This is a genomic window from uncultured Granulicatella sp. (assembly GCF_963545075.1).
GTDB lineage: Bacteria > Bacillota > Bacilli > Lactobacillales > Aerococcaceae > Granulicatella.
This window is the reverse complement of the sequence record NZ_CAUUHX010000011.1, coordinates 1-24,013: the sequence shown is the minus strand read 5'-3', so window position 1 is coordinate 24,013 and position 24,013 is coordinate 1. Positions and strand designations below refer to the sequence as shown.

Annotated in this window: 22 protein-coding genes; 6 read left to right on the top strand and 16 right to left on the bottom strand. The window is 35.1% G+C overall.

The window, feature by feature from the left end; all coding sequences use genetic code 11:
- Window positions 1-144: 144 nt before the first annotated feature.
- From lysS to RWZ86_RS02815, 3 genes are all read right to left on the bottom strand, one after another.
- Window positions 145-1,650 carry a lysine--tRNA ligase gene (lysS, locus tag RWZ86_RS02825; RefSeq protein WP_314679813.1) on the bottom strand — a complete coding sequence of 502 codons (1,506 nt, stop codon included), beginning with the start codon at window positions 1,648-1,650 and terminating at the stop codon, window positions 145-147.
- A 134-nt stretch (window positions 1,651-1,784) separates the two neighbouring features.
- Window positions 1,785-2,804 (bottom strand): tRNA dihydrouridine synthase DusB, encoded by a 1,020-nt coding sequence (gene dusB / locus RWZ86_RS02820; protein ID WP_314679811.1) that lies wholly within the window; start codon window positions 2,802-2,804, stop codon window positions 1,785-1,787.
- A 142-nt stretch (window positions 2,805-2,946) separates the two neighbouring features.
- The gene (locus RWZ86_RS02815) at window positions 2,947-3,888 is read right to left on the bottom strand and encodes a nucleoside hydrolase (RefSeq protein ID WP_314679809.1); all 942 of its coding nucleotides are present in this window, start codon (window positions 3,886-3,888) and stop codon (window positions 2,947-2,949) included.
- A 169-nt stretch (window positions 3,889-4,057) separates the two neighbouring features.
- On the opposite strand from RWZ86_RS02815, the gene brnQ reads away from it, so the two are divergent.
- Window positions 4,058-5,374: a branched-chain amino acid transport system II carrier protein gene (gene brnQ / locus RWZ86_RS02810; RefSeq protein WP_314679807.1), complete on the top strand. Its 1,317-nt coding sequence runs from the start codon at window positions 4,058-4,060 to the stop codon at window positions 5,372-5,374.
- A 65-nt stretch (window positions 5,375-5,439) separates the two neighbouring features.
- On the opposite strand, the gene msrA is transcribed toward brnQ, so the two are convergent.
- The 3 genes from msrA to RWZ86_RS02795 are packed head-to-tail and all read right to left on the bottom strand — an operon-like array spanning window position 5,440 to window position 7,559.
- Window positions 5,440-5,961, bottom strand: coding sequence for a peptide-methionine (S)-S-oxide reductase MsrA (gene msrA / locus RWZ86_RS02805; protein ID WP_314679806.1), 522 nt, complete (start codon window positions 5,959-5,961; stop codon window positions 5,440-5,442).
- Between the two features lie 2 nt (window positions 5,962-5,963).
- Window positions 5,964-6,866: an L-serine ammonia-lyase, iron-sulfur-dependent, subunit alpha gene (gene sdaAA, locus RWZ86_RS02800; protein ID WP_314679805.1), complete on the bottom strand. Its 903-nt coding sequence runs from the start codon at window positions 6,864-6,866 to the stop codon at window positions 5,964-5,966.
- 21 nt (window positions 6,867-6,887) lie between these two features.
- Window positions 6,888-7,559, bottom strand: coding sequence for a serine dehydratase beta chain (locus tag RWZ86_RS02795; protein WP_314679804.1), 672 nt, complete (start codon window positions 7,557-7,559; stop codon window positions 6,888-6,890).
- A gap of 267 nt (window positions 7,560-7,826) precedes the next feature.
- On the opposite strand from RWZ86_RS02795, the gene RWZ86_RS02790 reads away from it, so the two are divergent.
- The 4 genes from RWZ86_RS02790 to lacD all read left to right on the top strand — a co-directional run bounded on the left by RWZ86_RS02790 (window position 7,827) and on the right by lacD (window position 12,026).
- Complete coding sequence (locus RWZ86_RS02790) at window positions 7,827-8,558, top strand: GntR family transcriptional regulator (RefSeq protein WP_314679803.1); 732 nt, start codon at window positions 7,827-7,829, stop codon at window positions 8,556-8,558.
- A 25-nt stretch (window positions 8,559-8,583) separates the two neighbouring features.
- Complete coding sequence (locus tag RWZ86_RS02785) at window positions 8,584-9,750, top strand: SIS domain-containing protein (RefSeq protein WP_314679801.1); 1,167 nt, start codon at window positions 8,584-8,586, stop codon at window positions 9,748-9,750.
- A 45-nt stretch (window positions 9,751-9,795) separates the two neighbouring features.
- Window positions 9,796-10,956 (top strand): N-acetylglucosamine-6-phosphate deacetylase, encoded by a 1,161-nt coding sequence (gene nagA, locus RWZ86_RS02780; protein ID WP_314679799.1) that lies wholly within the window; start codon window positions 9,796-9,798, stop codon window positions 10,954-10,956.
- A gap of 65 nt (window positions 10,957-11,021) precedes the next feature.
- Complete coding sequence (lacD, locus tag RWZ86_RS02775; RefSeq protein WP_314679797.1) at window positions 11,022-12,026, top strand: tagatose-bisphosphate aldolase; 1,005 nt, start codon at window positions 11,022-11,024, stop codon at window positions 12,024-12,026.
- Between the two features lie 27 nt (window positions 12,027-12,053).
- On the opposite strand, the gene RWZ86_RS02770 is transcribed toward lacD, so the two are convergent.
- The 10 genes from RWZ86_RS02770 to RWZ86_RS02725 all read right to left on the bottom strand — a co-directional run bounded on the left by RWZ86_RS02770 (window position 12,054) and on the right by RWZ86_RS02725 (window position 23,063).
- Window positions 12,054-12,338, bottom strand: coding sequence for a hypothetical protein (locus RWZ86_RS02770; protein ID WP_314679795.1), 285 nt, complete (start codon window positions 12,336-12,338; stop codon window positions 12,054-12,056).
- Window positions 12,339-12,464: 126 nt separating this feature from the next.
- On the bottom strand, window positions 12,465-14,780 hold the full coding sequence (gene pflB, locus RWZ86_RS02765; RefSeq protein ID WP_314679793.1) for a formate C-acetyltransferase: 2,316 nt from the start codon (window positions 14,778-14,780) through the stop codon (window positions 12,465-12,467).
- Window positions 14,781-15,293: 513 nt separating this feature from the next.
- Entirely contained in the window at window positions 15,294-15,611 is a 318-nt protein-coding gene (locus tag RWZ86_RS02760) for a heavy metal-binding domain-containing protein (protein ID WP_314679792.1), read from the bottom strand.
- Between the two features lie 49 nt (window positions 15,612-15,660).
- Entirely contained in the window at window positions 15,661-16,395 is a 735-nt protein-coding gene (locus RWZ86_RS02755) for a DUF554 domain-containing protein (RefSeq protein WP_314679791.1), read from the bottom strand.
- Window positions 16,396-16,462: 67 nt separating this feature from the next.
- Window positions 16,463-17,557 (bottom strand): ABC transporter permease, encoded by a 1,095-nt coding sequence (locus tag RWZ86_RS02750; RefSeq protein ID WP_314679790.1) that lies wholly within the window; start codon window positions 17,555-17,557, stop codon window positions 16,463-16,465.
- On the bottom strand, window positions 17,557-18,726 hold the full coding sequence (locus RWZ86_RS02745) for an ABC transporter permease (protein WP_314679789.1): 1,170 nt from the start codon (window positions 18,724-18,726) through the stop codon (window positions 17,557-17,559). The genes RWZ86_RS02750 and RWZ86_RS02745 overlap by 1 nt, the downstream gene beginning before the upstream one ends.
- Before the next feature lie 11 nt (window positions 18,727-18,737).
- The gene (locus tag RWZ86_RS02740; protein WP_314679788.1) at window positions 18,738-19,676 is read right to left on the bottom strand and encodes an ABC transporter ATP-binding protein; all 939 of its coding nucleotides are present in this window, start codon (window positions 19,674-19,676) and stop codon (window positions 18,738-18,740) included.
- A 273-nt stretch (window positions 19,677-19,949) separates the two neighbouring features.
- Window positions 19,950-21,080, bottom strand: a complete 1,131-nt coding sequence (locus RWZ86_RS02735) for a PIN/TRAM domain-containing protein (RefSeq protein WP_314679787.1) — start codon at window positions 21,078-21,080, stop codon at window positions 19,950-19,952.
- Window positions 21,081-21,110: 30 nt separating this feature from the next.
- The gene (radA, locus tag RWZ86_RS02730) at window positions 21,111-22,487 is read right to left on the bottom strand and encodes a DNA repair protein RadA (RefSeq protein WP_314679786.1); all 1,377 of its coding nucleotides are present in this window, start codon (window positions 22,485-22,487) and stop codon (window positions 21,111-21,113) included.
- A gap of 12 nt (window positions 22,488-22,499) precedes the next feature.
- On the bottom strand, window positions 22,500-23,063 hold the full coding sequence (locus RWZ86_RS02725) for a dUTP diphosphatase (RefSeq protein ID WP_006703126.1): 564 nt from the start codon (window positions 23,061-23,063) through the stop codon (window positions 22,500-22,502).
- A 223-nt stretch (window positions 23,064-23,286) separates the two neighbouring features.
- Here RWZ86_RS02725 and RWZ86_RS02720 point away from each other — a divergent pair.
- Window positions 23,287-24,013: sn-glycerol-3-phosphate ABC transporter ATP-binding protein UgpC (locus RWZ86_RS02720; RefSeq protein ID WP_314679785.1), on the top strand; the 727-nt coding region annotated here is incomplete at its 3' end.

Here is a 24,013-nt window from a genome sequence, read left to right as displayed (position 1 = left end):
GTCCATTGACACCTTCTTTCATTCCATACATACGGTGTCATTTTACCATAAAATCCGCAAAAGAAACAGACAGAACCTTTCACAGAACAGAAAAAATCCAAGACGGTTTCTCCGTCTTGGATTTTCTAAGAAGTGCCTCTTCTATTAGTCTTGATGTTTCATTGTTGGGAATAGTAATACGTTACGGATTGATTGGCTATTAGTTAGTAACATTACTAAACGGTCAATACCGATACCTACCCCACCAGTTGGAGATAATCCGTATTCTAATGCTTGTACGAAATCTTCATCTAATGGATGAGCTTCATCGTTACCAGTTTCTTTTTCTTCTACTTGTTTCATGAAACGTTCACGTTGATCGATTGGATCTGTTAACTCTGTAAATCCATTTGCATATTCTTTTGTACAAATGAAGCATTCGAAACGATCTGTGAAGCGTGGATCTTCATCATTCTTACGAGCAAGTGGTGAAACTGCTACTGGATGTCCATAAATGAATGTAGGTTGAATTAATGTTTCTTCTACAAATGTTTCAAAGAATTCATTGACTACGTGACCATAAGTCATTGAGTCTTCAACTTTTACACCTTTTTCTTTCGCAATTGCACGAGCTTCTTCATCTGTCATTTCTACCCAGAAGTCTACTCCTGTAACTTCTTTAATCGCATCTACCATATGAACTCTCTTCCAAGGAGCTTTTAATTCAACTTCATATTCCCCATAAGGAACTTTTGTTTTCCCTAAAACTTCTTGTGCAACGCTTGATACGATTCCTTCTGTTAAGTCCATAACATCTTGATAGTCTGTATAAGCAGTATAGATTTCGATAGATGTAAATTCAGGGTTGTGAGTTGTATCAATACCTTCATTACGGAATACACGACCGATTTCATACACACGTTCCATACCACCTACTACTAAACGTTTTAAGTGTAATTCTGGAGCAATACGCATGTATAATTCCATATCTAAAGCATTGTGGTGAGTAATAAATGGACGAGCATTCGCACCACCTGCTAATGTGTGTAATACTGGTGTTTCCACTTCTAAATAATCACGAGAATCTAAGTAATGACGAATTTCACGGATAACTTTACTACGTGTTACAAAACGATCCATACTTTCACGGTTACTAATTAAGTCTAAGTAACGTTGACGGTATTGTTGTTCCACATTTGTTAATCCATGATATTTATCTGGTAATGGACGTAAAGCTTTTGTTAAATGAACGAATTGAGTAGCTTTAACAGATAATTCACCAGTGTTTGTCACCATAATTGTTCCTACAACACCAACGATATCTCCTAAGTCAGCTTTATCAAATAATTCATAAGCTTCGTCTCCAACAACATCCTTACGAACATAAATTTGAATTTGACCTTTACCATCTTGAATATGAGCAAAACCAGCTTTTCCTTTTCCACGTTTTGTCATAATACGACCTGCGATTTGAACAGTCACTTCTTCTTGTTCAGCTAAGCTTTCTTTTGTCGCACCTTCAAATTGTTTATGAATTTCTTCAGTGGATTGTTTTTGTTTAAATCCTGTTGAAAAAGGCTCTACTCCTTTTTCACGTAATTGATGCATTTTTTCACGGCGAACTTGTAATTGATCATTCAGTGTTTCTTGTACTTCTACTTCGTTAGACACTGTATTTCCTCCTTTTTTGTGACATGAGTCACTGTATTTCTAGTCTATTGTACCAATTATTGACTGATAAATAAAGCGTTTATGTGTATTGAAAAAAAGTTCTATTTTATCTTTTTAAAATACAATAAAAGTCTTTACTCTACTACTTTTCCTCGTTCTAATTGTCTTTCTTGACGTTCTAAATGTTCTTGGACAAATTGGTCTAAAATTTGTTTCACTTGAGATACCGTTATAGATTCATTAATCGCAACTTTTGTTTTCGTTGCACGAGGAATTCCTTTTAAGTAATAAGCAGCTAATTTACGGAATTCTTTTGTCGCTACTGACTCACCTTTTAAGTTAGCTAAACGATCTAAATGAGTTTTAGCAATTTCAATTTTTTCAGGAACTGTATTTTCCGGTAATAATTCTCCCGTTTCTAAATAATGAACAGTTTGTTTAATCATCCATGGATTTGCTAGAGCAGCTCGACCAATCATGACTCCATCAACACCCGCTATTTCAATCATTTTCTTAGCATCTTGCGGAGAACGCACATCTCCATTTCCAATTAAAGGAATTCGTGTTAAGTTTTTCTTCACTTCCCCAAGAATTTCCCAGTTTGCTTTTCCATCATACATTTGTACACGAGTTCTACCATGCATCGCAACAGCACTTGCTCCTGCTCGTTCTGCTGCAAGGGCATTTTCAACGGCATATAAATGTTCATCATCCCAACCAGTACGCATTTTTACGGTTACAGGTTTATCCACTGCATCTACTACTGCAGCAACCATTTCATAAACTTTATTTGGATCTAATAACCATTTTGCACCAGCTTCAGCTTTAATCACTTTATTAACAGGACATCCCATATTAATATCGATAATTGCTGCCTCTGTATTTTCTGCAACATATTTTGCAGCTTCTACTAATGTATCTTTATTCCCACCCATAATTTGGACGCTTAATGGATATTCATTTGGTTCAATATGCAACATGCTTAATGTTTTTTCATTTCTAAATTGAATCCCTTTATCACTAATCATTTCGCAAACAACTAAGCCTGCTCCAAATTCTTTTACCGTTACACGGAAAGCTGAATTACTAATCCCTGCCATCGGTGCAACGACTACTGGATTGTCAATTTGAATATTGCCAATCTTAAAACTCATTTCATTTCCTCACTTTCAATCATTCTGCTTAGCTATTGTACCATAGATAACCAGCATTCGTGTATTATCATGGTTTATTTCTCTAGTAAAAAAGAAAAACTGCAAAAAGAACCTGTCTCTTTTGCAGTCAATCTAACTCTCTTTAATCTTTTCTAGCTAAGTCTGTAATATAATCAAAAAATGCATCACGGTCTACATGATAAACAAGGTCAACTGTGCGACCATCTTCTACACGAATCGTTCTACCAGAACTTGCACCGCTTGTCATCACATCTGAAGGAACCACTTCTCGTTTCGCTAAATCTTCTTTTCCAAAAGAAGCTGTCGCTAATACATCCCATAGGAAGTAAGTTGAATTCGTAACATAATGCGTCAATGGAGGAACAATGGCATAACATTGACCTAAGAAATCAATACCTTCTACTTTACGTTCTCTCGCCCAACGGTCACGTACATCCAACGTTAATGGAACCATACGAGTACTTTCTAAAGCGACTAATTCAATTGGAATTGATGATTCCCAAACACGTTTCGCTGCAAATGGATCCCAATAAACATTCCATTCAGCTGTTCCATCATGTTCCGGTTCTTCAATATTTCCTTGGTCTAAAAATGTACCTCCCATCCAGTATAATTTTCCAATCTTCTCTTCAATACTTGGATCCAAGTCTAATGCTCGAGCTAAATCTGTTAATGGCCCTACAAATAATAAGTCCACTTTCTCCGTCGATTCCTTTAAAACATGCACTAAATCTTCATGTGCTTTATAAGGAGAATCTTGGACTAAAATCGGTTTATGTTCATTTAAAATTGGCAAAGCATCTACTGTAAAAGCATGCATACGCCACTCTTTTGGAAACGGATGAACCGGTCGTGAATTTGAAGAAGCAACACGAATTTTTTTGTCGTTTGTCGAACCAAATTTTTGAATAATTTTCTTACTTGCTTCAACTGCTGGTTCTAAATAACAATCTGCTTCAATCACACCTACACCAACTAGTTCCACATCTTCCATTTTTAATAATAAATATAATGAGACTAAATCATCTACTCCACCATCATGGTTTAAATATACTTTACGCAAAAGGACAACCTCCTAATCCATTACTTTCTATTCGTATTGTAATCAATAAGTTTTTGAAAATCCACTCGTGAAACTTTGTACATATCACTAGCAATCCAAAAAAAGAAGTGGTACACTGTTTGTAATTGTTTTTTAATCATTTTTTAAGAATATATCTAGGAGGAAATTTATGTCTCGAAAGAAACTCACTGACATTATGATTTGTGGATTTGCATTATTTGCTATCTTCTTTGGCGCTGGAAACTTAATCTTCCCCCCTTATCTAGGAGTTATCTCCGGAAGTAATTGGGGAATTGCCAATATGGCCTTTTTATTATCGGATCCACTTTTACCGATTCTCGGAGTTATTGTAACAGCTCTATTAGGTGGTCAAGCAACAGATCTAGGAAAAAGAGTTAGTAAACATTTTTCTATGATTATTGGATCGATTTCTATTATCTTAATTGGACCATTATTTGCCGTTCCAAGAACCGGAGCTACTACTCATGAAATTTTTGTACAATCCTTTGTGCCTAGTGCTCCCCAATGGATTACATCCCTTATCTTTTTCGGGTTAACGTTATATATTGCGATTCATTCGCATACCGTAATTGATGCAATTGGAAAATATTTAACACCGATTTTATTATTCATTTTATTACTTGTATTTATTGCCGCTGTCGTTCAGCCACATGCAGAATTCCAAACAACAACTTCTGCAGGATTATTTTCTCAAAGTTTTAAAGAGGGCTACCAAACAATGGACGCACTAGGAGCAGCCTTAATGGCAGGCGTGGTCATTTCAGACTTAACTAGACGTGGTTATACAGAGAAAAAAGAACAACATCAAATGATGTTTGGAGTCGGAATTGTATCTTTCATTTTACTAGCATTAGTGTACAGCAGCTTGACTTACGCTGGAGCAACAGTAAGTACGGTTTACGATTCAACAGTTCAACGACCTGCATTATTAATCGGATTAATTGAACAATTATTAGGCTCATTTGGTAAAGTCGCTATGGGCATTGCCGTATCCTTTGCTTGCTTAACAACATCGGTTGGATTAATTACAACTTGTGGACATTATTTTTCAACCTTAACAAATGGAAAATTAGAATATAAAAAAATTGTTGTCGTCTCAGTCGTGATTTCATTCCTTCTATCCCTTTTAGGAGTGGATGCCTTATTACAATTAGCAGTTCCAGTATTAAGCGCTATTTACCCAATGGTCATCGCCTTAATCTTCCTATCGATTTTTGACCGCTACATTGTTTATAATTGGACTTATACAGGTGCTGTTGTTGGAGCATTCTTCATTGGAGGAATTCAAGCTATTCATCTATTTTCTCAAATGCAAGGTGGCAACTTCCTAGCAGCATTAGCCGATTGGACCAACACCTTACCACTACATCAATTTGGATTCGAATGGTTAGTACCCGCTATTATTGGTTCAGTAATCTTTACAGTTATTAGTAAATATACTGGGATGGGAAGTAAGAGAGTTTAAAAACATTAAGTAGAAACCCCGAGGAATTTCATTTTTCGAAATCCCTCGGGGTTTGTTGTATATCCCTATTTCCAACTTTCTTCAATAAACGTATCACGTCCAGACATCCCACGGTAACGGTAGTAATGGTCTGGATTTTTCTTATAAAAATCTTGGTGATACTCTTCTGCTGGATAAAATGTACTTGCTGGTTCAATTTTTGTAACGATATCTTTTTTAAAACGTCCACTTTCCTGCAAAGCTTTTTTCGAAGCTTCTGCAATTGCTTTTTGCTCTGGTGAGTGATAGAAAATCACTGGTCGATAAGAATCGCCTCTATCTACAAATTGCCCCATTGCATCTGTTGGGTCTGTTTGTTGCCAATAGACTTTAACTAATCGTTCATAAGAGAAGATTTCTGGATCAAAAGTAATTTGTACCGCTTCTGTATGTCCTGTTGTTCCTGAACAAACTTCTTTATAAGTAGGATTTTCCTTATGTCCTCCTGTATAACCTGCAATGACAGATTCAATTCCTGGTTGTGTATCAAATGGTTTAATCATACACCAGAAGCATCCTCCTGCAAATGTTGCTACTTCTTTTGCCATCATTATTCCTCCTCTTTTTCTAGTGAAACATCTTGTCCAAAAATTTTCATTTTAATCGCTAATCCTGTTCGAGTACCAGCAGTTCCGCCTAGTCCTGTTTCTCTTAATTCACTTGGCATTTTTCTTCCGATAGAACGCATTGCTTCAATCGTTTCATCTGCTGGAATAACATTTGTAATTCCTGCTAATGCCATATCTGCCGCGATTAATGCATTTCCTGCTCCAAGAGCATTTCGCTTTACACATGGAATTTCTACTAATCCTGCAACTGGATCACAGACTAATCCTAATAAATTCCCTAAAGCAATCGAAAAAGCTTCCGAACATTGTTGTGGCGTTCCTCCAGCAGCTTCAACGGCGGCAGCTGCAGACATCGCACTTGCACTACCGACTTCTGCTTGACATCCACCCATTGCTCCAGCAATCATTGCGTTATTGGCAACAACCATTCCGAATGCTGAAGCAGTAAATAGGAATCTCACTTGTTGTTCATGAGTTAATTCCATACTATCTGCAATAGAAAATACAACCCCTGGTAAAGTTCCACTAGCACCCGCAGTCGGTGTCGCACAAACAATTCCCATCGCTGCATTCACTTCATTCGTTCCTAAAGCGTACTGCACTCCTGCTAAAATTTTATCCCCGGATAAAGTTTTTCCTTTTTCGCGATATTTTTTCATTTTTACAGCATCTCCACCGGTTAGTCCTGTTGGAGAGAATACACCTTGACCCTGTACACTTCTTTCTACCGCATTTTTCATTGTTTGAAGATTTTTTTCCATCTTCGCCCAAATAAATTCTCGACTTTGTTGGGTCATTTCCATTTCTTGTTCAATCATTACTTCAGAAATAGATTTATTTTGGCTAGTGGCTAATGCGACTAATTCCTGTATGCTAACAAACATCACGAAATTCCTTTCTTAACTTTATGTAAAGACATAGATTGTTTTTTCTTGTTGAATGAATTGTAATTTTTCTTGAAGAGTTGGAGAAATTAGTCCATTCAATTCATAACTAATAAAGCGTGATGAACCTTCCTTCAATTCTTTTTGTTTTCCAATCGAAACTCCATATTCTTCTAATAGAGGCTCCACGGTTGAATCTTCTTCAATTGGAAGAATTTCTAAAATAATAGGTAGTGGTCCTGAAAGATTGGAAATGAATCCATCTACTTCCACATATTTAATTTCTACAGTTCCTCCACCAATAGAAGTTCCAATTAAACGTACTCGTCTTGTTGCAGACATCAATGTTAAATCTGCTGTATTCGCATGAGCAACTGGGCTTGGTTCGTCCCTTTCAATAAATTCAATGGAAATTCCTTCATTAGTAGCAATCTCAACCGCTTGTGGAACACGTTCATCATCCGTTTCAAATCCCAAAACTCCACTAATAATCGCAAAGTCTGTACCATGTCCTTTATGAGTTTGAGCAAATGATTCATAATAAATACATTGAACACTTGTAGGAGTTCCACCAAACAATTGTCTAGCACATCTTCCAATCGCAAGCGCTCCTGCCGTATGAGAACTTGATGGTCCAATCATAATAGGACCGATAATATCGAAACAACTTTTATAATTGAACACTTTATCCACAATGATACCCCTCTCTTTTCGCACCCTTTATTGTACTTTTTTTCTAGGAAGCTCGTCAAGTTTCCAAGCATCTTACCTTATTCAAAAAAAATACGAACGACTAATCGTTTTTTGCTATAGTCTTCCCCTAAAACAATTCTCCCCATTCTATGTTTTGCCAACAAATATTTTTCAGTGTCTTCTTGACTTATGCCCCTAATAAACTTACAATATAGTTAACTGGTAATGACCAGTAGACGTTACATCATTTAGAGAGGAGGAAATGATATGGTAGAAACTGAACAAGTGCCCCTTTATTCCAAACTGAGCTTTGACTTAATTGAATATATTACGACACATGGACAGGTTCACCAGAAAATGTTGTCGGAAAGAGAAATCTGTAAAGAGTATGGAGTTAGCAGAACTACTGTCCGTACAGCATTAAAAGAGTTAGAAACATTAGGCTATATTTATAAACGCCATGGAAAAGGCACTTTTATTTCTAGTCAATGGAAAGAACGTCAAAATTTACTAGAAGGCTATAGTTTTACAGAACAAATGAGAGAATTAGGGAGAACTCCTTCTACGATTATCACAGCTTTTCACTACTATAAAGCGGATAGTTATATTGCCCAGCAATTAGGAATTCAAACAGGTGAATATATTTATCGACTCAAGCGAATTCGATTTGCAGATGGGATTCCAATGATGAAAGAGACAACTTTCTTACCCGCTAGATTATTTCCTAATCTCACACAGGAACAACTAGAAAATCGTTCCTTGTATGAAGTTTTCTCAGATGATTTTCAACAAAAAATCAATTATGCAGATGAAGAATTTTCGGCAAGTATTTTAACAAAGGATGAAGCACCTATATTGGAAGTCCCTATGCACGCTGCTTGCTTACGTTTAAAAAGAACAAGTGTCAATAGAGAAAATCATGTGATTGAATTTACATTAAGCGTTGCTAGAAGTGACCAATTCTTTTATAAAGTTCGTTATCATAGAAATACACATTAAACAATCAAACATGGGAGGTTTTAAAATGTTTCAATTTTCAAAAGAACAACTAGAAGCACTAACTGCGGAAATCACAACTCGTGAGATTCGCCAACAACCAGAATTATGGCAGGAAGCATTTGATTATTATGTAGAAAACTTAGATCGTATTCAAGCATTTTTAGCAGCATTACCACATGAACGTTATCGTGTCATTTTCACTGGTGCTGGTACATCTCAATATGTAGGAGATACGATCTTACCTTATTTAAAACGTCATGGACGTGAAGATCGTTTTGAATTCCAATCTGTAGGAACAACTAATTTAGTAAGTAATCCTCTAGATTATTTCAAAGCAGATATTCCTACTATTTTAGTTTCATTTGCACGTAGTGGAAATTCTCCAGAAAGCTTAGCAAGTGTTCAATTAGGACAACAAATTGTTAAAGATTTCTATCAAATTACCATCACTTGTGCTCCAGAAGGAAAATTAGCTCTAGCAGCACCTGGGGATGATCGTAATTTATTATTAATGATGCCTGCTCGTTCAAATGATGCTGGTTTTGCGATGACTGGTAGCTTTACTTGTATGACATTAACAGCTTTACTAATTTTTGACGAAGGACATTCTGTTGAAGAAAAAGCTGCATTTGTAACAGCTATTCGTCAAATGGGAGAAAGTGTTTTAGAACGTGAACATGTCTTACAACAATTTGTAGACTTAGACTATAATCGTGTCATTTATCTTGGATCTGGTCCATTAGCAGGTCTAGCTCGTGAAGTACAATTAAAAATCTTAGAATTAACAGCAGGTAAAATTGCTACAATTTACGATTCATCTATGGGATTCCGTCATGGCCCTAAATCATTCGTAGATTCTCGTTCTCTAGCGTTTGTATTTGTTTCAAATGATGCTTATACACGTCAATATGACTTAGATATTTTAGAAGAAATGAATGGGGACAGTATTGCTCCATTAGTTTGTGCAGTAGGAGTTTCTGTTGAAGGTAAATATGAAGGAACAAGCTTTAATTTCGCAGAAGAATTCTCTTCAGTTCCAGATGCTTACTTAGCTCTTCCATATGCGATTTTCGGGCAAACGATTGGACTATTATCTTCTGTTAAAGTTGGAAATAAACCTGACACACCTTCTCCAAGCGGAACAGTAAACCGTGTTGTAAAAGGGGTAACCATTCACCCATTAAATGTTTAACTCGTTCATAAATATATTATAAAAAAGATTTAAAGGAGGGATATTATGACTACTTATATTTATGCAAAACAATTTTATTTTGAAACTGAAGTGAAAGGGGCTGGATATTTACCAGTTTTAGATTCTGGAGTATTCGGAGAGTTTCAAGAAGAAAAACCAACAGACGGCTCTATTGTAGACTACTCTACTTATAGCATTGCACCAGGTCTTGTAGATACACATATTCATGGATATAAAGGTGCAGATATCATGGATAATGATGTAGAAGGCTTAAAAACCATTTCTGATGGATTACCTAGTTGCGGAGTTACTTCTTACTTACCAACCACTTTAACTGCTTCAAGAGAATTATTAAATGATGTCTGTCAAACCATTGGAGACAATGCCGCATCTATTCCTGGAGCTAAAATTAGAGGAATTTTCTTAGAAGGTCCATTCTTTAGTGAAATTCATAAAGGGGCTCAAAATCCTAAATATATGGGAGATCCAAAAACAGAAATTTTAGATGAATGGCAACAAAAAGCAAATGGTTGGGTGAAGAAAATTGCAATTGCTCCTGAACGTGATGGAGCCGTTGACTTTATCAAACATGCTGTAAAAGAAGATATCTACGTTGCCTTAGCTCATACAGATGCAACATATGAAGAATGTAAAAATGCAGTTGAAGCAGGTGCAAATATTTTCGTTCATACTTATAACGGTATGCGTGGACTTCACCACCGTGAACCAGGAGTTGTTGGTGCAGCTCTAACTCTTCCAAATGAATTTGATGTATTTGACGAATTAATTTGTGATGGTCACCATGTTCATCCAGTTTCAGCGAATATTGTCATGAATTGTTGCGGACGTCACCGTACAGCTCTCATTACAGACTGTATGCGAGCTGGCGGATTAGGCGAATGCGAATCTACATTAGGAGAATTTGACGTTATTGTAAAAGATGGCACAGCTCGATTGAAACATAATGGCAGCCTTGCTGGTAGCATTTTAGAACTAATCCAAGGTGTTCAAAATGTTGTAAAATGGGGAATCGCAACTCCTCATGAAGCTTTATTAATGGCTAGTTTAGTCCCTGCAAAATCAGTAGGAATTGACGATGTTTGTGGACACCTAGAACCAGGATATGCAGCAGACTTTATCGTATTAGATGATGACTTACAATTACAAGCCACTTATTTAGACGGTAAACCTTACTTTGAAAAATAAAAAAGTTAGACAGAGAATATAAGGCGTGAGAAACCCTTGCAATAAAATGATTAGGAGTGTTAAATATGTCAAAACTAACAATTACAAAAGGAAAATACGAACATCTACGTCGTTTATCAAATGAAAATCATGTCATCGGTGCATTAGCGATCGACCAACGTGGTTCTCTTAAAAAAATGATTGCTGCTGGAAATCCAGATCAAACAGGTGATGAAGGGATCATCCATTTTAAAGAATTAATTTCAGAAGAATTAACAAAATATTCAAGCTCAATCTTATTAGACCCAGAATATGGATTACCTGCTGCAGAAAAAAGAAATGCGGACTGTGGATTATTAATTTCATATGAAAAAACAGGATATGATGCTACAGAAGTTGGACGTTTACCTGACTTATTACCAATCTGGTCAGCTAAACGTATTAAAGAAATCGGAGCAGACGCTGTAAAAGTATTACTATACTATGATATTGATGAAGATCCAGCTATCAACGATATTAAACACGCATGGGTAGAACGTGTTGGTAGCGAATGTACAGCTGAAGATATTCCTTTCTTCTTAGAAATCGTTTCTTATGATGCAAGTAATGAAGATGTAAAATCTGCTCACTATGCAAGCTTAAAACCTCATAAAGTAAATGATGCGATGAAAGTATTCTCTGACCCTCGTTATCAAGTAGATGTCTTAAAAGTTGAAGTTCCTGTAAATATGAACTTTGTAGAAGGCTTTACGGCAGAAGGTGTTGAACCTGTATATACTCGTCAAGAAGCTTTAGCATACTTCAAAGAACAATCAGAAATCACTCACTTACCATTTATCTTCTTAAGTGCTGGTGTATCTGCATCATTATTCCAAGAAACATTACGCTTTGCTCAAGAAGCAGGATCTAAATTCAATGGTGTATTATGTGGACGTGCTACTTGGAAAGATTCAGTAGCAGTTTACGCTAACGAAGGAGACGAAAAAGGTCGTGCATGGTTAGCATCAACTGGTCGTCAAAATATTGAAGACTTAAATGTTGTGTTAGATGCAACAGCTACTTCATGGTTAGATCGTGTAGAAGTAAAATAAGTTACTAAACGCAAAAAAAGGTTGGAGTTATTCTCCAGCCTTTTTTAGTTGTTTCTCAATTTTCTTCATTCTTAATTTTTGAATCCATTCATACAATACAATTAAAATATATCCTAGTGAACCTAATTCAATTAATAATATACTTAATTGTATGTTAGTCCATAAATATACCCCAAAGAAAAAGATGGAATAAGCTAAGATTTGTCTAACACTATCCGGTGCTTTTCTTTTAATATACCATTCACAAAATCCTTCATGATATGAACGACTAACATTATAATCTTCACGCAGTTCTCTATACCACTCTCTCATTCCATTCACCTACTTTTGATATTTGTTGTATTCTACACAATTCGTATAGTCTTGTCAATAGGATAAGCTAGTATTCGAACACAAAAAAACCACCTAGCCAATGGCTAGGTGGTGTAAGTTCTATTTTTATGCTAATGCATCGTCCATAGATAAGATTTCGTGGAATACACGTTGAGTTAACTCAGCTTTTTGTTCTGGAGTTAAGTATTTAGTGTTTACACAGTATCCAGAGATACGTACGATTACGTCTTCACCAGATAAGATTTTATCTTTAACGTCATTTAAGTCCATTACGTTTAAGTTAACGTGTTGACCGCCGCTTTCGAAGTATCCATCTAAGATTGTTACTAAGTTATCAACTTGTTCATCACGAGTTTTACCTAAAGCACGTGGTGAAACTTGAGTTGTTAATGAGATACCGTCAGCTGCATAACTGAAGTCTAAGCTTGATAATGATTTCAAGTTATCTAACCAACCACCTTTAGCTTTATTAGATGGGTTAGCACCTGGTGAGAAGAATTCAAGTTTAGATAAGTTTACAGTACCGTCTTCGTTTAAGAATACCCCTTTATGAACTGGAGAGTTACCAGTTTGTTTAGAGTAAGCAACGTTAGAAGTAATTGTTAATAATGAAACTGTAGCTTCAGCGTCTTTATATAGTTTGTGGCTACGTAGACGAGTTGTGTAAGCTTCGATTAACCATTCTGCTAATTCGTTTGAACGAGGGTCATCTTCACCCCAACGTGGGTATTCACCAATTGTTTCGTAGTCGTAGATGTATCCATCTTCGTCACGAATTGGTTTAACTGTAGCATATTTAATAGCTGCTAATGTATCAACTGTATTTGCAAATCCACAGATACCGAATCCCATGTTCGCACGTTGTTTAGTTGGTAAGAATGCCATTTGAACAGCTTCATAGTTATATTTATCTGTCATGTAGTGGATGATATTTAATGCATCTACATAAGTGTCTGTTAACCAGTCTAAAGATTTTTCGAAGTTAGCTTTAACTGATTCGAATTCAAGAACTTCGTCACGGATTGGTTCGATGTCAAATACTTTGTAGTCTTTGTGAACATCGTCGTAACCACCGTTCAAACCAGTAAGAAGGGCTTTCAATACGTTTACACGAGCACCGAAGTACTGGATGTTGTGGCGTTGTTCTTCGTTTTCTGGGTCAAGTGGAGACACACAACATGAGATACAGCTCATTTCACCGTATCCGTCTTTAGCCATTGTTGTTACACCTTCGTATTGGATAGAAGAGTGTTTGTGGCTCATGTGCATACAGTAGCGACGGAAGTTGTATGGCAATTTGTCAGTCCAAAGAACTGTCAAGTTTGGTTCTGGAGAGTTACCGATGTTGTCAAGAGTGTTCAAGAAACGGTAGTCCATCTTAGTAACACGGTGACGACCGTCGTTACCCATACCAGCCATAGAAGTTGTGATGAAGGTTGGGTCACCTGAGTACAATTGGTCGTAAGCTTTTGTACGAGCAAATTTAACTGTACGTAATTTCATAACGAAATCATCAACAAATTCTTGGATTTCTGATTCTGTAAATGTTCCACGAGCTAAGTCACGTTCTGCATAAACGTCTAAAACGATTGGTACACGTCCTAGAGATGTAGCAGCACCATTGATAACACGACATACTGCCATGAATGCAATGTTTACCCATTGGATAGCTTCTTTAACGTTCATCGCTGGTTTACGAACATCAACACCGTATAAGTCACCTAAGCGAACAACTTGTTGTAATGCTTGGTATTGTAAGCTGATTTCTTCACGTAAACGAGTTGTTTCTTCATTGATTTCTTCAATTGAGTTCCAGTCGTTTAATTTTTCTTGCATTAAGTAGTCTGCACCGTATAAAGCAAGACGAGCATAAACACCGATGATACGTCCACGAGAGTATGCATCTGGAAGACCAGTTACAGTGTGAGCGTGACGAGCACGACGAATGTTTGAAGTATAAGCACGGAAGATACCATCGTTAACTGTTGTTACATATTTTGTAAAGATTTCGTGAACAGCTGGATCTGGTTCATATCCATTTTCTTTCAAAGTAGTTTCCGCCATACGGATACCACCTTTTGGCATGAAGTTCAATTTGAACAATTCATCATTTTGGATACCGTAGATTACTTCGTTTTCTTTGTCGATATATCCAGCAGGAATATCAGCAATAGAAGTTGGACGAGTGTCCATTGGGAAACGAGTTGCTTCATAGTGAGCTTTAGTTTCTTCTACTACTTTTTTGATGTGTAGAGAACGTTCTGTTGGCCCAGCAAGGAAGCTTTCATCTCCATCGTATGGTGTGTAGTTAGCTTGAACGAAGCGAGATACACTTGCTTTTTCTTTCCAATCTACACCCTTGAAGCCTTCCCAAGCTTTTTCAAAAAGTTCTTGGGATTCAACAACTGCTTTATTAACCATTTATTTTCCTCTTTTCTTTTGGGTTTTATTTTGTTTTTCTTTTAACAAGCATATTATACATCTTTTCTCAATAATTATCAATGGAATAATCATAAAAATCTGTACTATTTTTTTGCTTAAGTGATATTTGAAACAAACACTTTGTTCATTTTTTATAAATAAAAGCTATTAAAAAACCTATATTTAAAGCTCTCATCCATAAATTAGCTGATTTTCTATAAAATAAAACACCTTAAGTCAACTGTATTAATACAGTTGGATACAGATAAGATTTATAAAATAATTGTAATAATCGATTAAAAACTATTACGATCTATAGCATTTAACTAAAAATTTCTTGATAAAAGTGTATCCGTTTGCATTTTTATTCTCCAAAAAATTATTATAAATTTCTATATTCTCAAATATTTTAAAAGTCTCATAAAAATTTATTTACTGTTGTAATACATTATTATGCCCAAAAAAGGTTGATGGAAAATCCATCAACCCTATTTCTATCTTTTAATAAGGAGTTTAGTCAATAACAACTGCAGTACCAGATGCCATTACCATTAACATACCACCTGTTCCTACTGTTTCAGCATCGATTTTCACTCCGACAACAGCATTCGCTCCCATATGAACTGCACGTCTTTCTAATTCACGAAGAGCATCTTCACGAGCTTTTAATAATTCTTCTTCATACCCTTGAGATCGACCACCAAAGAAATCACGAAAACTTGCTCCTAGATCTTTTAATACATTCACCCCAGAAATAACTTCTCCAAAAGCAATTCCCTTGTATTCAACAATGTTGTGACCTTCAATTGTTGGTGTTGTAGTAATAATCATCCTAACCACTCCTTTATGATTTTTTTATCAAAGTTATTATACACCCATTTTATCCCGTAATCAATGGAAGAATCCAATTAACCCATCCCCAACTTATCGGCATAATAATGAGCATTGCGGGAATCATATCGGCTACTGGAAACATTTTAACCTTAACGATTCGAAAGCCTGTTGCTAACATAATCATTCCTCCACAAGCTCTAAAATCCGCCAACATTGAAGGATTCGTCAAAGGTAAAATTTGTGTTCCAAATAAATATAACGAAAAGAACGTTATAAATTGTGGTACGGCCACTAATGAAACGACATATCCAACATTACATGCAAAAATAGCAGCCGTGAAAAAATCTAAAATAGATTTTGCAATTAAGATACTATGATCTCCTGTCATTCCAGAATCGAGCGAACCATAAATTCCTGTTCCGCTAAAGCAAAATAGTACGATAACCGTTACTAATTGCGTTAAAAATTCTTCTTGACTTAATCCACCATCACCTCCACTACTAAATCTCGCTACTGGACGTTCCAATAATTGTCCTAATTGATTGATTCTTAATCCTACTTTACAAGATATTCCAACAATCGTTCCTATAATCATAGCTAGAACGACAACTGAAATATTTTTTACTAGCCCAATTGAAGTAATTCCTAGCATCATAGCAGATAATCCAAAAATTAAATTTAACTGAATTTTGATTTCTGAGGGAATTTTATGTCCTGCAAAACCTCCAACGATTCCTCCTAATAAAATGGCAAATGAATTGATAATAATTCCTACTGGCATATACTCTCCTTAGTTTGATATTTTTTCAATTCATCCTAACATTATTCAAAAATTGATGCAATACTTCTTAATCGACATACGTTTCTAAACGATAGTTCCCAGCTGTGAAAAATACAAGTGCCATGACTAATATCATTGGAATGCCTGGAAGTAATTCTTGACGATCAACGATTTGAACAAACCAGTAAACTGGACTAAAATGCGCTACAATATCAATAATCTCAGACTGAAATAGTTTTGGTGCCATTCCAAGTCCCGCAAGGAAAAGGGTGCCGAAAACTCCTACTTGTTGAGCTATCATTGGATTTTTAAAAATTCTAAATAAAAACAATCCTAGACTCAAACTATAAATAATCCCACTTGCCACTAATAAACAAACGTTAAACCAATTTGGAATGCCTACATTCATCACTCTATCCATAAAGAAAATTATAAATAGATTTGCAACAAACATCACTACAAAGTAAGCTCCTAAAAAGCTCTTTGTAATCCACGCATTAGAACGTGGTGCTAATAATGAACGTTTCAATACATAATTTTTCTTAAAGGTAATTAAGTCAAACGAAATAGAAGATACATTAAACAAAATATAAAACATCACTAACAATAGTAATAACACATAGCTTACAGTTGTTGCATTTTCTTCTTCAAAATGAACCAGTTGATTTTCACTTTGTTTGAATAATTCTCCCTTTTCTAATATCCCTTCTTTTTGAAGAGCTGTATTGACTAATTGTTTTTGCAAAATACCTTGAATATCTTGTTCTAATAAAACTTCTTTTTGTTTTTGACGACTATACACTTCCATCTGTATTTTTTGTCCATTTTCTAAAGATTGAACAAAATTTTTCGGAACTACATACACACTTCGAATATATCCTTTTTCCAAATCGTTTAAGGCTTTTTCTTTATCCGTATAAAAAATATTTTCAGAATATAAACTTTCTAATTCTTTTTGAAACTCTTCATTTCCTTCTTCTAATACCATCGCTAATGAAGGAGTGGATGAAGAAGTTGTTGTATTGTTTTTACTTGTAGACGATAATTGAATGAACACCATTAGAAGCGTCACAATTGTTGGAAGAATCACCATTTGACCTATTAATGCTGGACTCTTTACGATTCTTTTAATATGAAACAAGATACCTCTTAATAAATCCATTAGTATTCCTCCCTTCTTTGTAAACAACGAATTTGTAATTCCATAATTATTAAACTTACGATGATCATAACAATATAAACTATCATAAATTCTGCTACGTCTTCTTGTTGCATCATACGAATGATTGGTTCAATCAATACTCTTCTAAATGGATTATCTCCAAACCAATGGAACATTGGACTCATTTTATCAAGTGGAAGAGCTCCTGAAAAAAGAACAAATCCAATAGAGATAATAGAAGAAACTAATCCTAACGTTTTCTCCGTAATGAATATACTTACGAATCCTGCTATCGATAGTATTGCAAATAATTGAATCGCTAAAATTCCTGCAATCCCCAATAGATTACCATTAAATGTTGATGGATTAATCACTTTCCAAATTCCTACATATAATAAAGTAAAAAGATAAAATTGGATAAAATTCGAAATCAATCCATACGTTTCTCTTTGGCGAACACTAAGGGGTAATAATTTCACTCGTTTATTTAGCCCACTTAATTCAGGCTTCACAGCACTTGCCACCACTGTTGAAAAAACCATAGCCAAAATCATCGTTAATTGCGCAGTAGAAAAATATTGCTCGCTTGTCAGCATTCGACTTGTTTGATAATCATTTCGTTGATAGAGTTCTGTACTAAGAACCTCATTTGTTTTTTGAAAAATCTGTGTAGATACTACAGCTGCCGTTGCATCATCCACTTGTTTTTTATCCTTCACCAATTCCTTCAATTCTGCTTGCTCGAATAATTGACCTGTAATATTTTTCAAGATAATTTCATACGTCAATTGATCACTCGTTGAAACTTTTGATTTCTTTTGTACTTGAATTGGATTTGTTTGCTGTCCTTCCGATACTATTTTAGAAAAATCTGTTGGAATAGTAGCAATCAATTCTGCCTTTTCTTTATCAGTTGTTACAGTGATGATTTTTTGTTCATTCAATTGTTCAAGTGTTTTTTGAACAATATTTCCTAGCACTTCTTGATCTTGATTTTCTACATATAATAATGTATCTACTTTATTCGGTTTACGTTCAATGACATTTTTACCTGAAAAATTAATAAACAGTCCTATTACTAACGGAGCTAATACAATCATAAAAAATAGCATATGAAACTGTTTGAACATCATCTGAATATTTGCTTTTAAAAAATACCAAAATTTCATAGTACTCTCCTTTAATCTCGTAATGCTTTTCCTGTTAATTTCAAGAAGGCTTCCTCTAATGTTGTTTCATTGACTGAAACTTTTTTAATGACTAAGTGATTTTCTTCGACTAAAGAAATAAATTTCATCATCGAATAAATCGAACGATCCACGACTAAGTTCATTTGACGATTTGAAACTGTTACTTCTTGAATTCCATTTTCACTATCCAGCACCACTTGCTCGAATCCTTGTGGAATACGATCCATTACTACTTCAATAGAATACGTTAACCCTACTAGTTCTTTCACATATTCTTTTGTTCCATACGCTACTTCTTCTCCAAGATCCATAATAAATACACGATCACATAATGCTTCCACTTCTTCCATATAATGCGAAGTATATAAAATAGTAGTTCCTTGTTGATTTAAAGTTTCTAAAAAGTCAAAAATATGTTGTCTCGATTGTGGGTCAACCCCAACCGTTGGCTCATCTAAAATTAAAAATTCTGGTTGATGTAAGAGCGCAATCCCAATATTCAATCGTCTCTTCATCCCACCTGAAAAAGTTTTTACTTTTTCTTTTTTCTTTTCTTCTAATCCAGTTACAGCTAAAATTTCTGCAATTCTCTGTTTTAGCGTATTCCCATATAAACCATATAACCCACCAAAATATGTTAAATTATCGACTGCATTTAATTCTTCAATAATTGCTAATTCTTGTGGAACGACTCCTAATTTTTGTCGAATCGTCAAGGCTTCTTCTTTAATCGACATCCCATCAATCAAGACATCTCCTTGATCTGTTTTCTTTAATCCAGTAATGATATCAATCAGTGTTGATTTACCAGCTCCATTAGGTCCTAATAAACCAAAGCATTCCCCTTTCATAATTTCAAATGATACTTGATTTAATACTTTTTTCTCATCAAATGATTTTGTAATAGATTGAATTTCAACGTATGCCATATTTGTTCTCCTTTATATTAATGTAAGAAAAATTTATAACAAACAAAAGCTAAGAGTATTCCTAATAGAACCATTACGATTTTTTCTTTTCCTTTTTGATAGGTCATCATACTCTCTCTTCCTTTCGCTTTATTGTATCCTTATTATACAAATTATTCCTACACTCGCCTACTGACTTTAGTCACCATCTAGAATGACTTTAGTCACTTTTTTGTATTAAAAAAGTGAGAAAAAACATTTTTGTTTCTTCTCACTTCGATATTTTAAATGATTCTACTCTTCAGGTTTATTCATTTTCTTTTGTGAATGAGCAGGTTTTGCAAAAATCATTCTTCCTGCCGCTGTTTGAAGCGCACTCGTTACAATGACTTCGATTTCTTGATTCATATAGTACTGACCATCTTCAACAACAATCATTGTTCCATCATCCATATAAGCGACCCCTTGTTGTCTTTCAGTTCCTGCTTTGATGACTTGAATTTTCATCATTTCTCCAGGAATCACAACAGGTTTAATCGCATTTGCTAATGCATTAATATTGAAGACAGGAACATTTTGAAATTCACTAACTTTATTTAAATTATAATCATTCGTAATAATGACTCCGTCAATTGCTTTAGCTAATCGAATTAACTTACGATCCACTTCAGTAATATCATCATAGTCTCCATCATATGTTTCAACAGGAACTTTTGATTCTTTTTGTAAAGCATTCAGAATATCTAATCCTCTACGCCCACGAACACGTTTCACACTATCAGAACTATCTGCAATATATTGTAATTCATTCAGTACAAATACTGGAATGACTAATACCCCTTCTAAAAATCCAGTTTGCGCAATATCATAAATTCGTCCATCAATAATCACGCTTGTATCCAAAATTTTATATTTATGAAAGGCATCATCCACTTTTCTTTCAAGTACTTGAGGTTCTTCTGCTTTTTTCTTTAAACTTAATAGTTTATGAAAATCCCCTCTGCGACTCGTTCCAATATAAAATCCTAGATATCCAAAAATAATGCTCAATACTACTGGTGCTACTTGTGTAATCGCCGGAATTTGTAAATTGGTTAGTGGTAAACTAATAAATGAAGCGACTACTAATCCTAGTAACATTCCTAATAATCCAAATACTAAATACGTAACAGATAATTGATTTACTAGTTTTTCTAATTTTTTAAATCCTGCCATGATAGGTTTTGTTAAAATTAATGAAATAAAAAAGAAAATAATAGCTCCAATCACTACACTAATCACAGCAGAATTTAACCACTCATTGGAAATTCCAATTAATTCCCAAAACGATGGCAAATAGGTCACTCCCAAACTACCGCCTAAAATGACAAAGATAAGGCTAATCATTCGTTTGGCAAAAAGTTGACCTTTTACGGATAAATCCATGTTATTCAACCTCCTTATTTGATGATTTTATTAAAATGCTTTTTGAATGGCTTCTTTCACAGAGGAAACTCCGACAACTTCAATTCCCTTTGGAAATTCCCATCCATCGATATTATTTTTCGGAATAAAAATTCGTTTAAATCCTAATTTTTGTGCTTCTTTCACACGATCGCTAATACGATTTACACGACGAATTTCTCCTGTTAATCCAATTTCCCCTACGAAACAGTCATCTACTGCTGTTCCTTGTTCTTTATAACTTGAAACAATACTCATCGCAATCGCTAAATCAATGGCTGGTTCATTGAGTTTCAATCCACCAGTAGATTTGAAATAAGCATCTTGATTTTGTAGCAATAATCCCGCTCTCTTCTCTAAAACTGCCATTAGTAACGCTACACGATTATAATCCAATCCACTTGTTGTTCTTCTAGCATTTCCAAAAATTGCTGGAGATAATAAACATTGAACTTCTGCTAAAATTGGACGGCTTCCTTCTAGAGATACAACAATTGCTGAACCGGTTGCTCCTTTTAAGCGTTCCTCTAAGAAAACTTCTGAAGGATTAATGACTTCTTTTAATCCATCTTGCATCATCTCGAACACGCCAATTTCATTCGTGGATCCAAAACGATTTTTCACCGAACGTAAAATTCTAAAGCTATGATGTTTTTCACCTTCAAAATACAATACAGTATCCACCATATGCTCTAACATTCTAGGACCAGCCAAAGCTCCTTCTTTTGTCACATGCCCTACAATAAAAATCGCAATTTGGTTTAACTTTGCTAATCTCATTAATGTTGCTGTTGATTCTCTTACTTGAGAAACACTTCCTGCAATTCCTGTTGCTTGTGGATGCGCCATTGTTTGAATCGAATCGATAATGACATAGTCTGGTTTTAATTGTTCGACTTGAGTCACCACAGCTTGTAAATCTGTTTCCGGATAAATGTAAAACCCGTCTGCTTGCATGCCTAAACGCTCTGCACGCATTTTTACTTGTGCAGCACTTTCCTCACCAGAAACGTATAAAACACTGCCGCCTGCTTTTTGTAATTGGCTCGATACTTGTAATAATAAAGTAGATTTTCCAATTCCAGGGTCTCCTCCAATTAAGACCAGTGAACCTGGAACTACTCCACCACCTAATACACGATCTAATTCTTGCATGGAAGTTTCTACACGTTTGACACGTTCATAGGCAACTTGATCAATGCGCAGTGGTTTTGTACGATTTTCTTCTTCTGAATGACTCACTAAAGATTGTTTTTTAGTACTACTCGTAGCAACTTCCTTATATTCTTCCATCGTACTCCATTGTCCACAATTCGGACATTTCCCTAAATATCTAGGAGAAACATATCCACATTCTGAACAGAGATAACTAACGGTTGCTTTTGCCATAAAAACTCCTTTCTAGCGAACACCTGATGAACCAAATCCACCTGTTCTTTCATTCGCTTCTTCTACATCATCTTCATCTGCTTTCAAGAATGAATGGAAAATACCTTGACCGATACGGTCACCTTTTTGAATTTCTTTATCAAATAATCCAAAATTCAATAATTGGAAATAAATATGTCCTTCATTTCCTTCATTATTATAGTAATCACTATCCACAACTCCTACCCCATTTGGTAATACTAAGAAGTGTTTTAATGGATTACTAGAACGGTTTGCCAATTGCAAGTATTCATCTTCTTGCATATACGCTTTAATTCCTGTAGGAACTAAAATCGGTTTTAATACTTTTTGTTCTTTTTCTAATTCAGCTTCCACTACTTCTCTATCACTACGGTACACCCATTGTTTTAATTGAACCGCACAATATTTAAAAATCATTTTCCAAATACTTGGTAATACAATTGTTTCTGCTGCTTCAAAATCATATCCTGCTGAATGTTTTGTAGAACGTTTTGGGATATTAATCCCTTTATCTTGATAACTTGTAATAATTTCAAATCCACGTTTTCTTTCCATTTCATCACCTTTTCTAATCATATTATTCTCTTCTATCATAACATTGAAAGCATAAAATTACACTAGAAGTCCCTTCATTTTTTACAAATCCTTATATTCAAAAATTTCACTCAGCAACTTGCACAAAAATGAAGGAAAAATTTTAGGCAAGGGGACTGTAGGTTTTAAAAGCTTTTTCATGTATACTAAATTCATCCAATAAGAAACAAAGGGGATTTATAAAATGGTACAAATTGAATTAAATCATATTCACAAAAAATACGACAATGCTGATTTCTACTCAGTAACAGACTTTAACTTACACATCAAAGATCGTGAGTTTATCGTATTCGTAGGACCTTCTGGATGTGGTAAATCTACAACTTTACGTATGATTGCTGGTTTAGAAGATATTTCTGAAGGTGAATTAAAAATCGGTGATACAGTAATGAACGATGTTGCTCCTAAAGATCGTGACATCGCAATGGTATTCCAAAACTATGCATTATATCCACATATGAGTGTTTATGATAACATGGCATTTGGATTAAAATTACGTAAATATGACAAAGCTGAAATCGACAAACGTGTTAAAAATGCAGCTGAAATCTTAGGATTAGCTCAATACTTAGATCGTAAACCAGCAGCTTTATCAGGTGGACAACGTCAACGTGTTGCTTTAGGTCGTGCAATCGTTCGTGATGCTAAAGTATTCTTAATGGACGAACCTCTATCAAACTTAGATGCTAAACTACGTGTTGCCATGCGTGCAGAAATCGCTAAATTACACCGTCGTTTAGAAACAACTACAATTTATGTAACACACGACCAAACTGAAGCGATGACAATGGCTGACCGTATCGTTATTATGAAAGACGGTATCGTTCAACAAATTGGTACTCCTCAAGAAGTTTATAACACTCCAAACAATGTATTCGTAGCAGGATTCATCGGATCACCAGCAATGAACT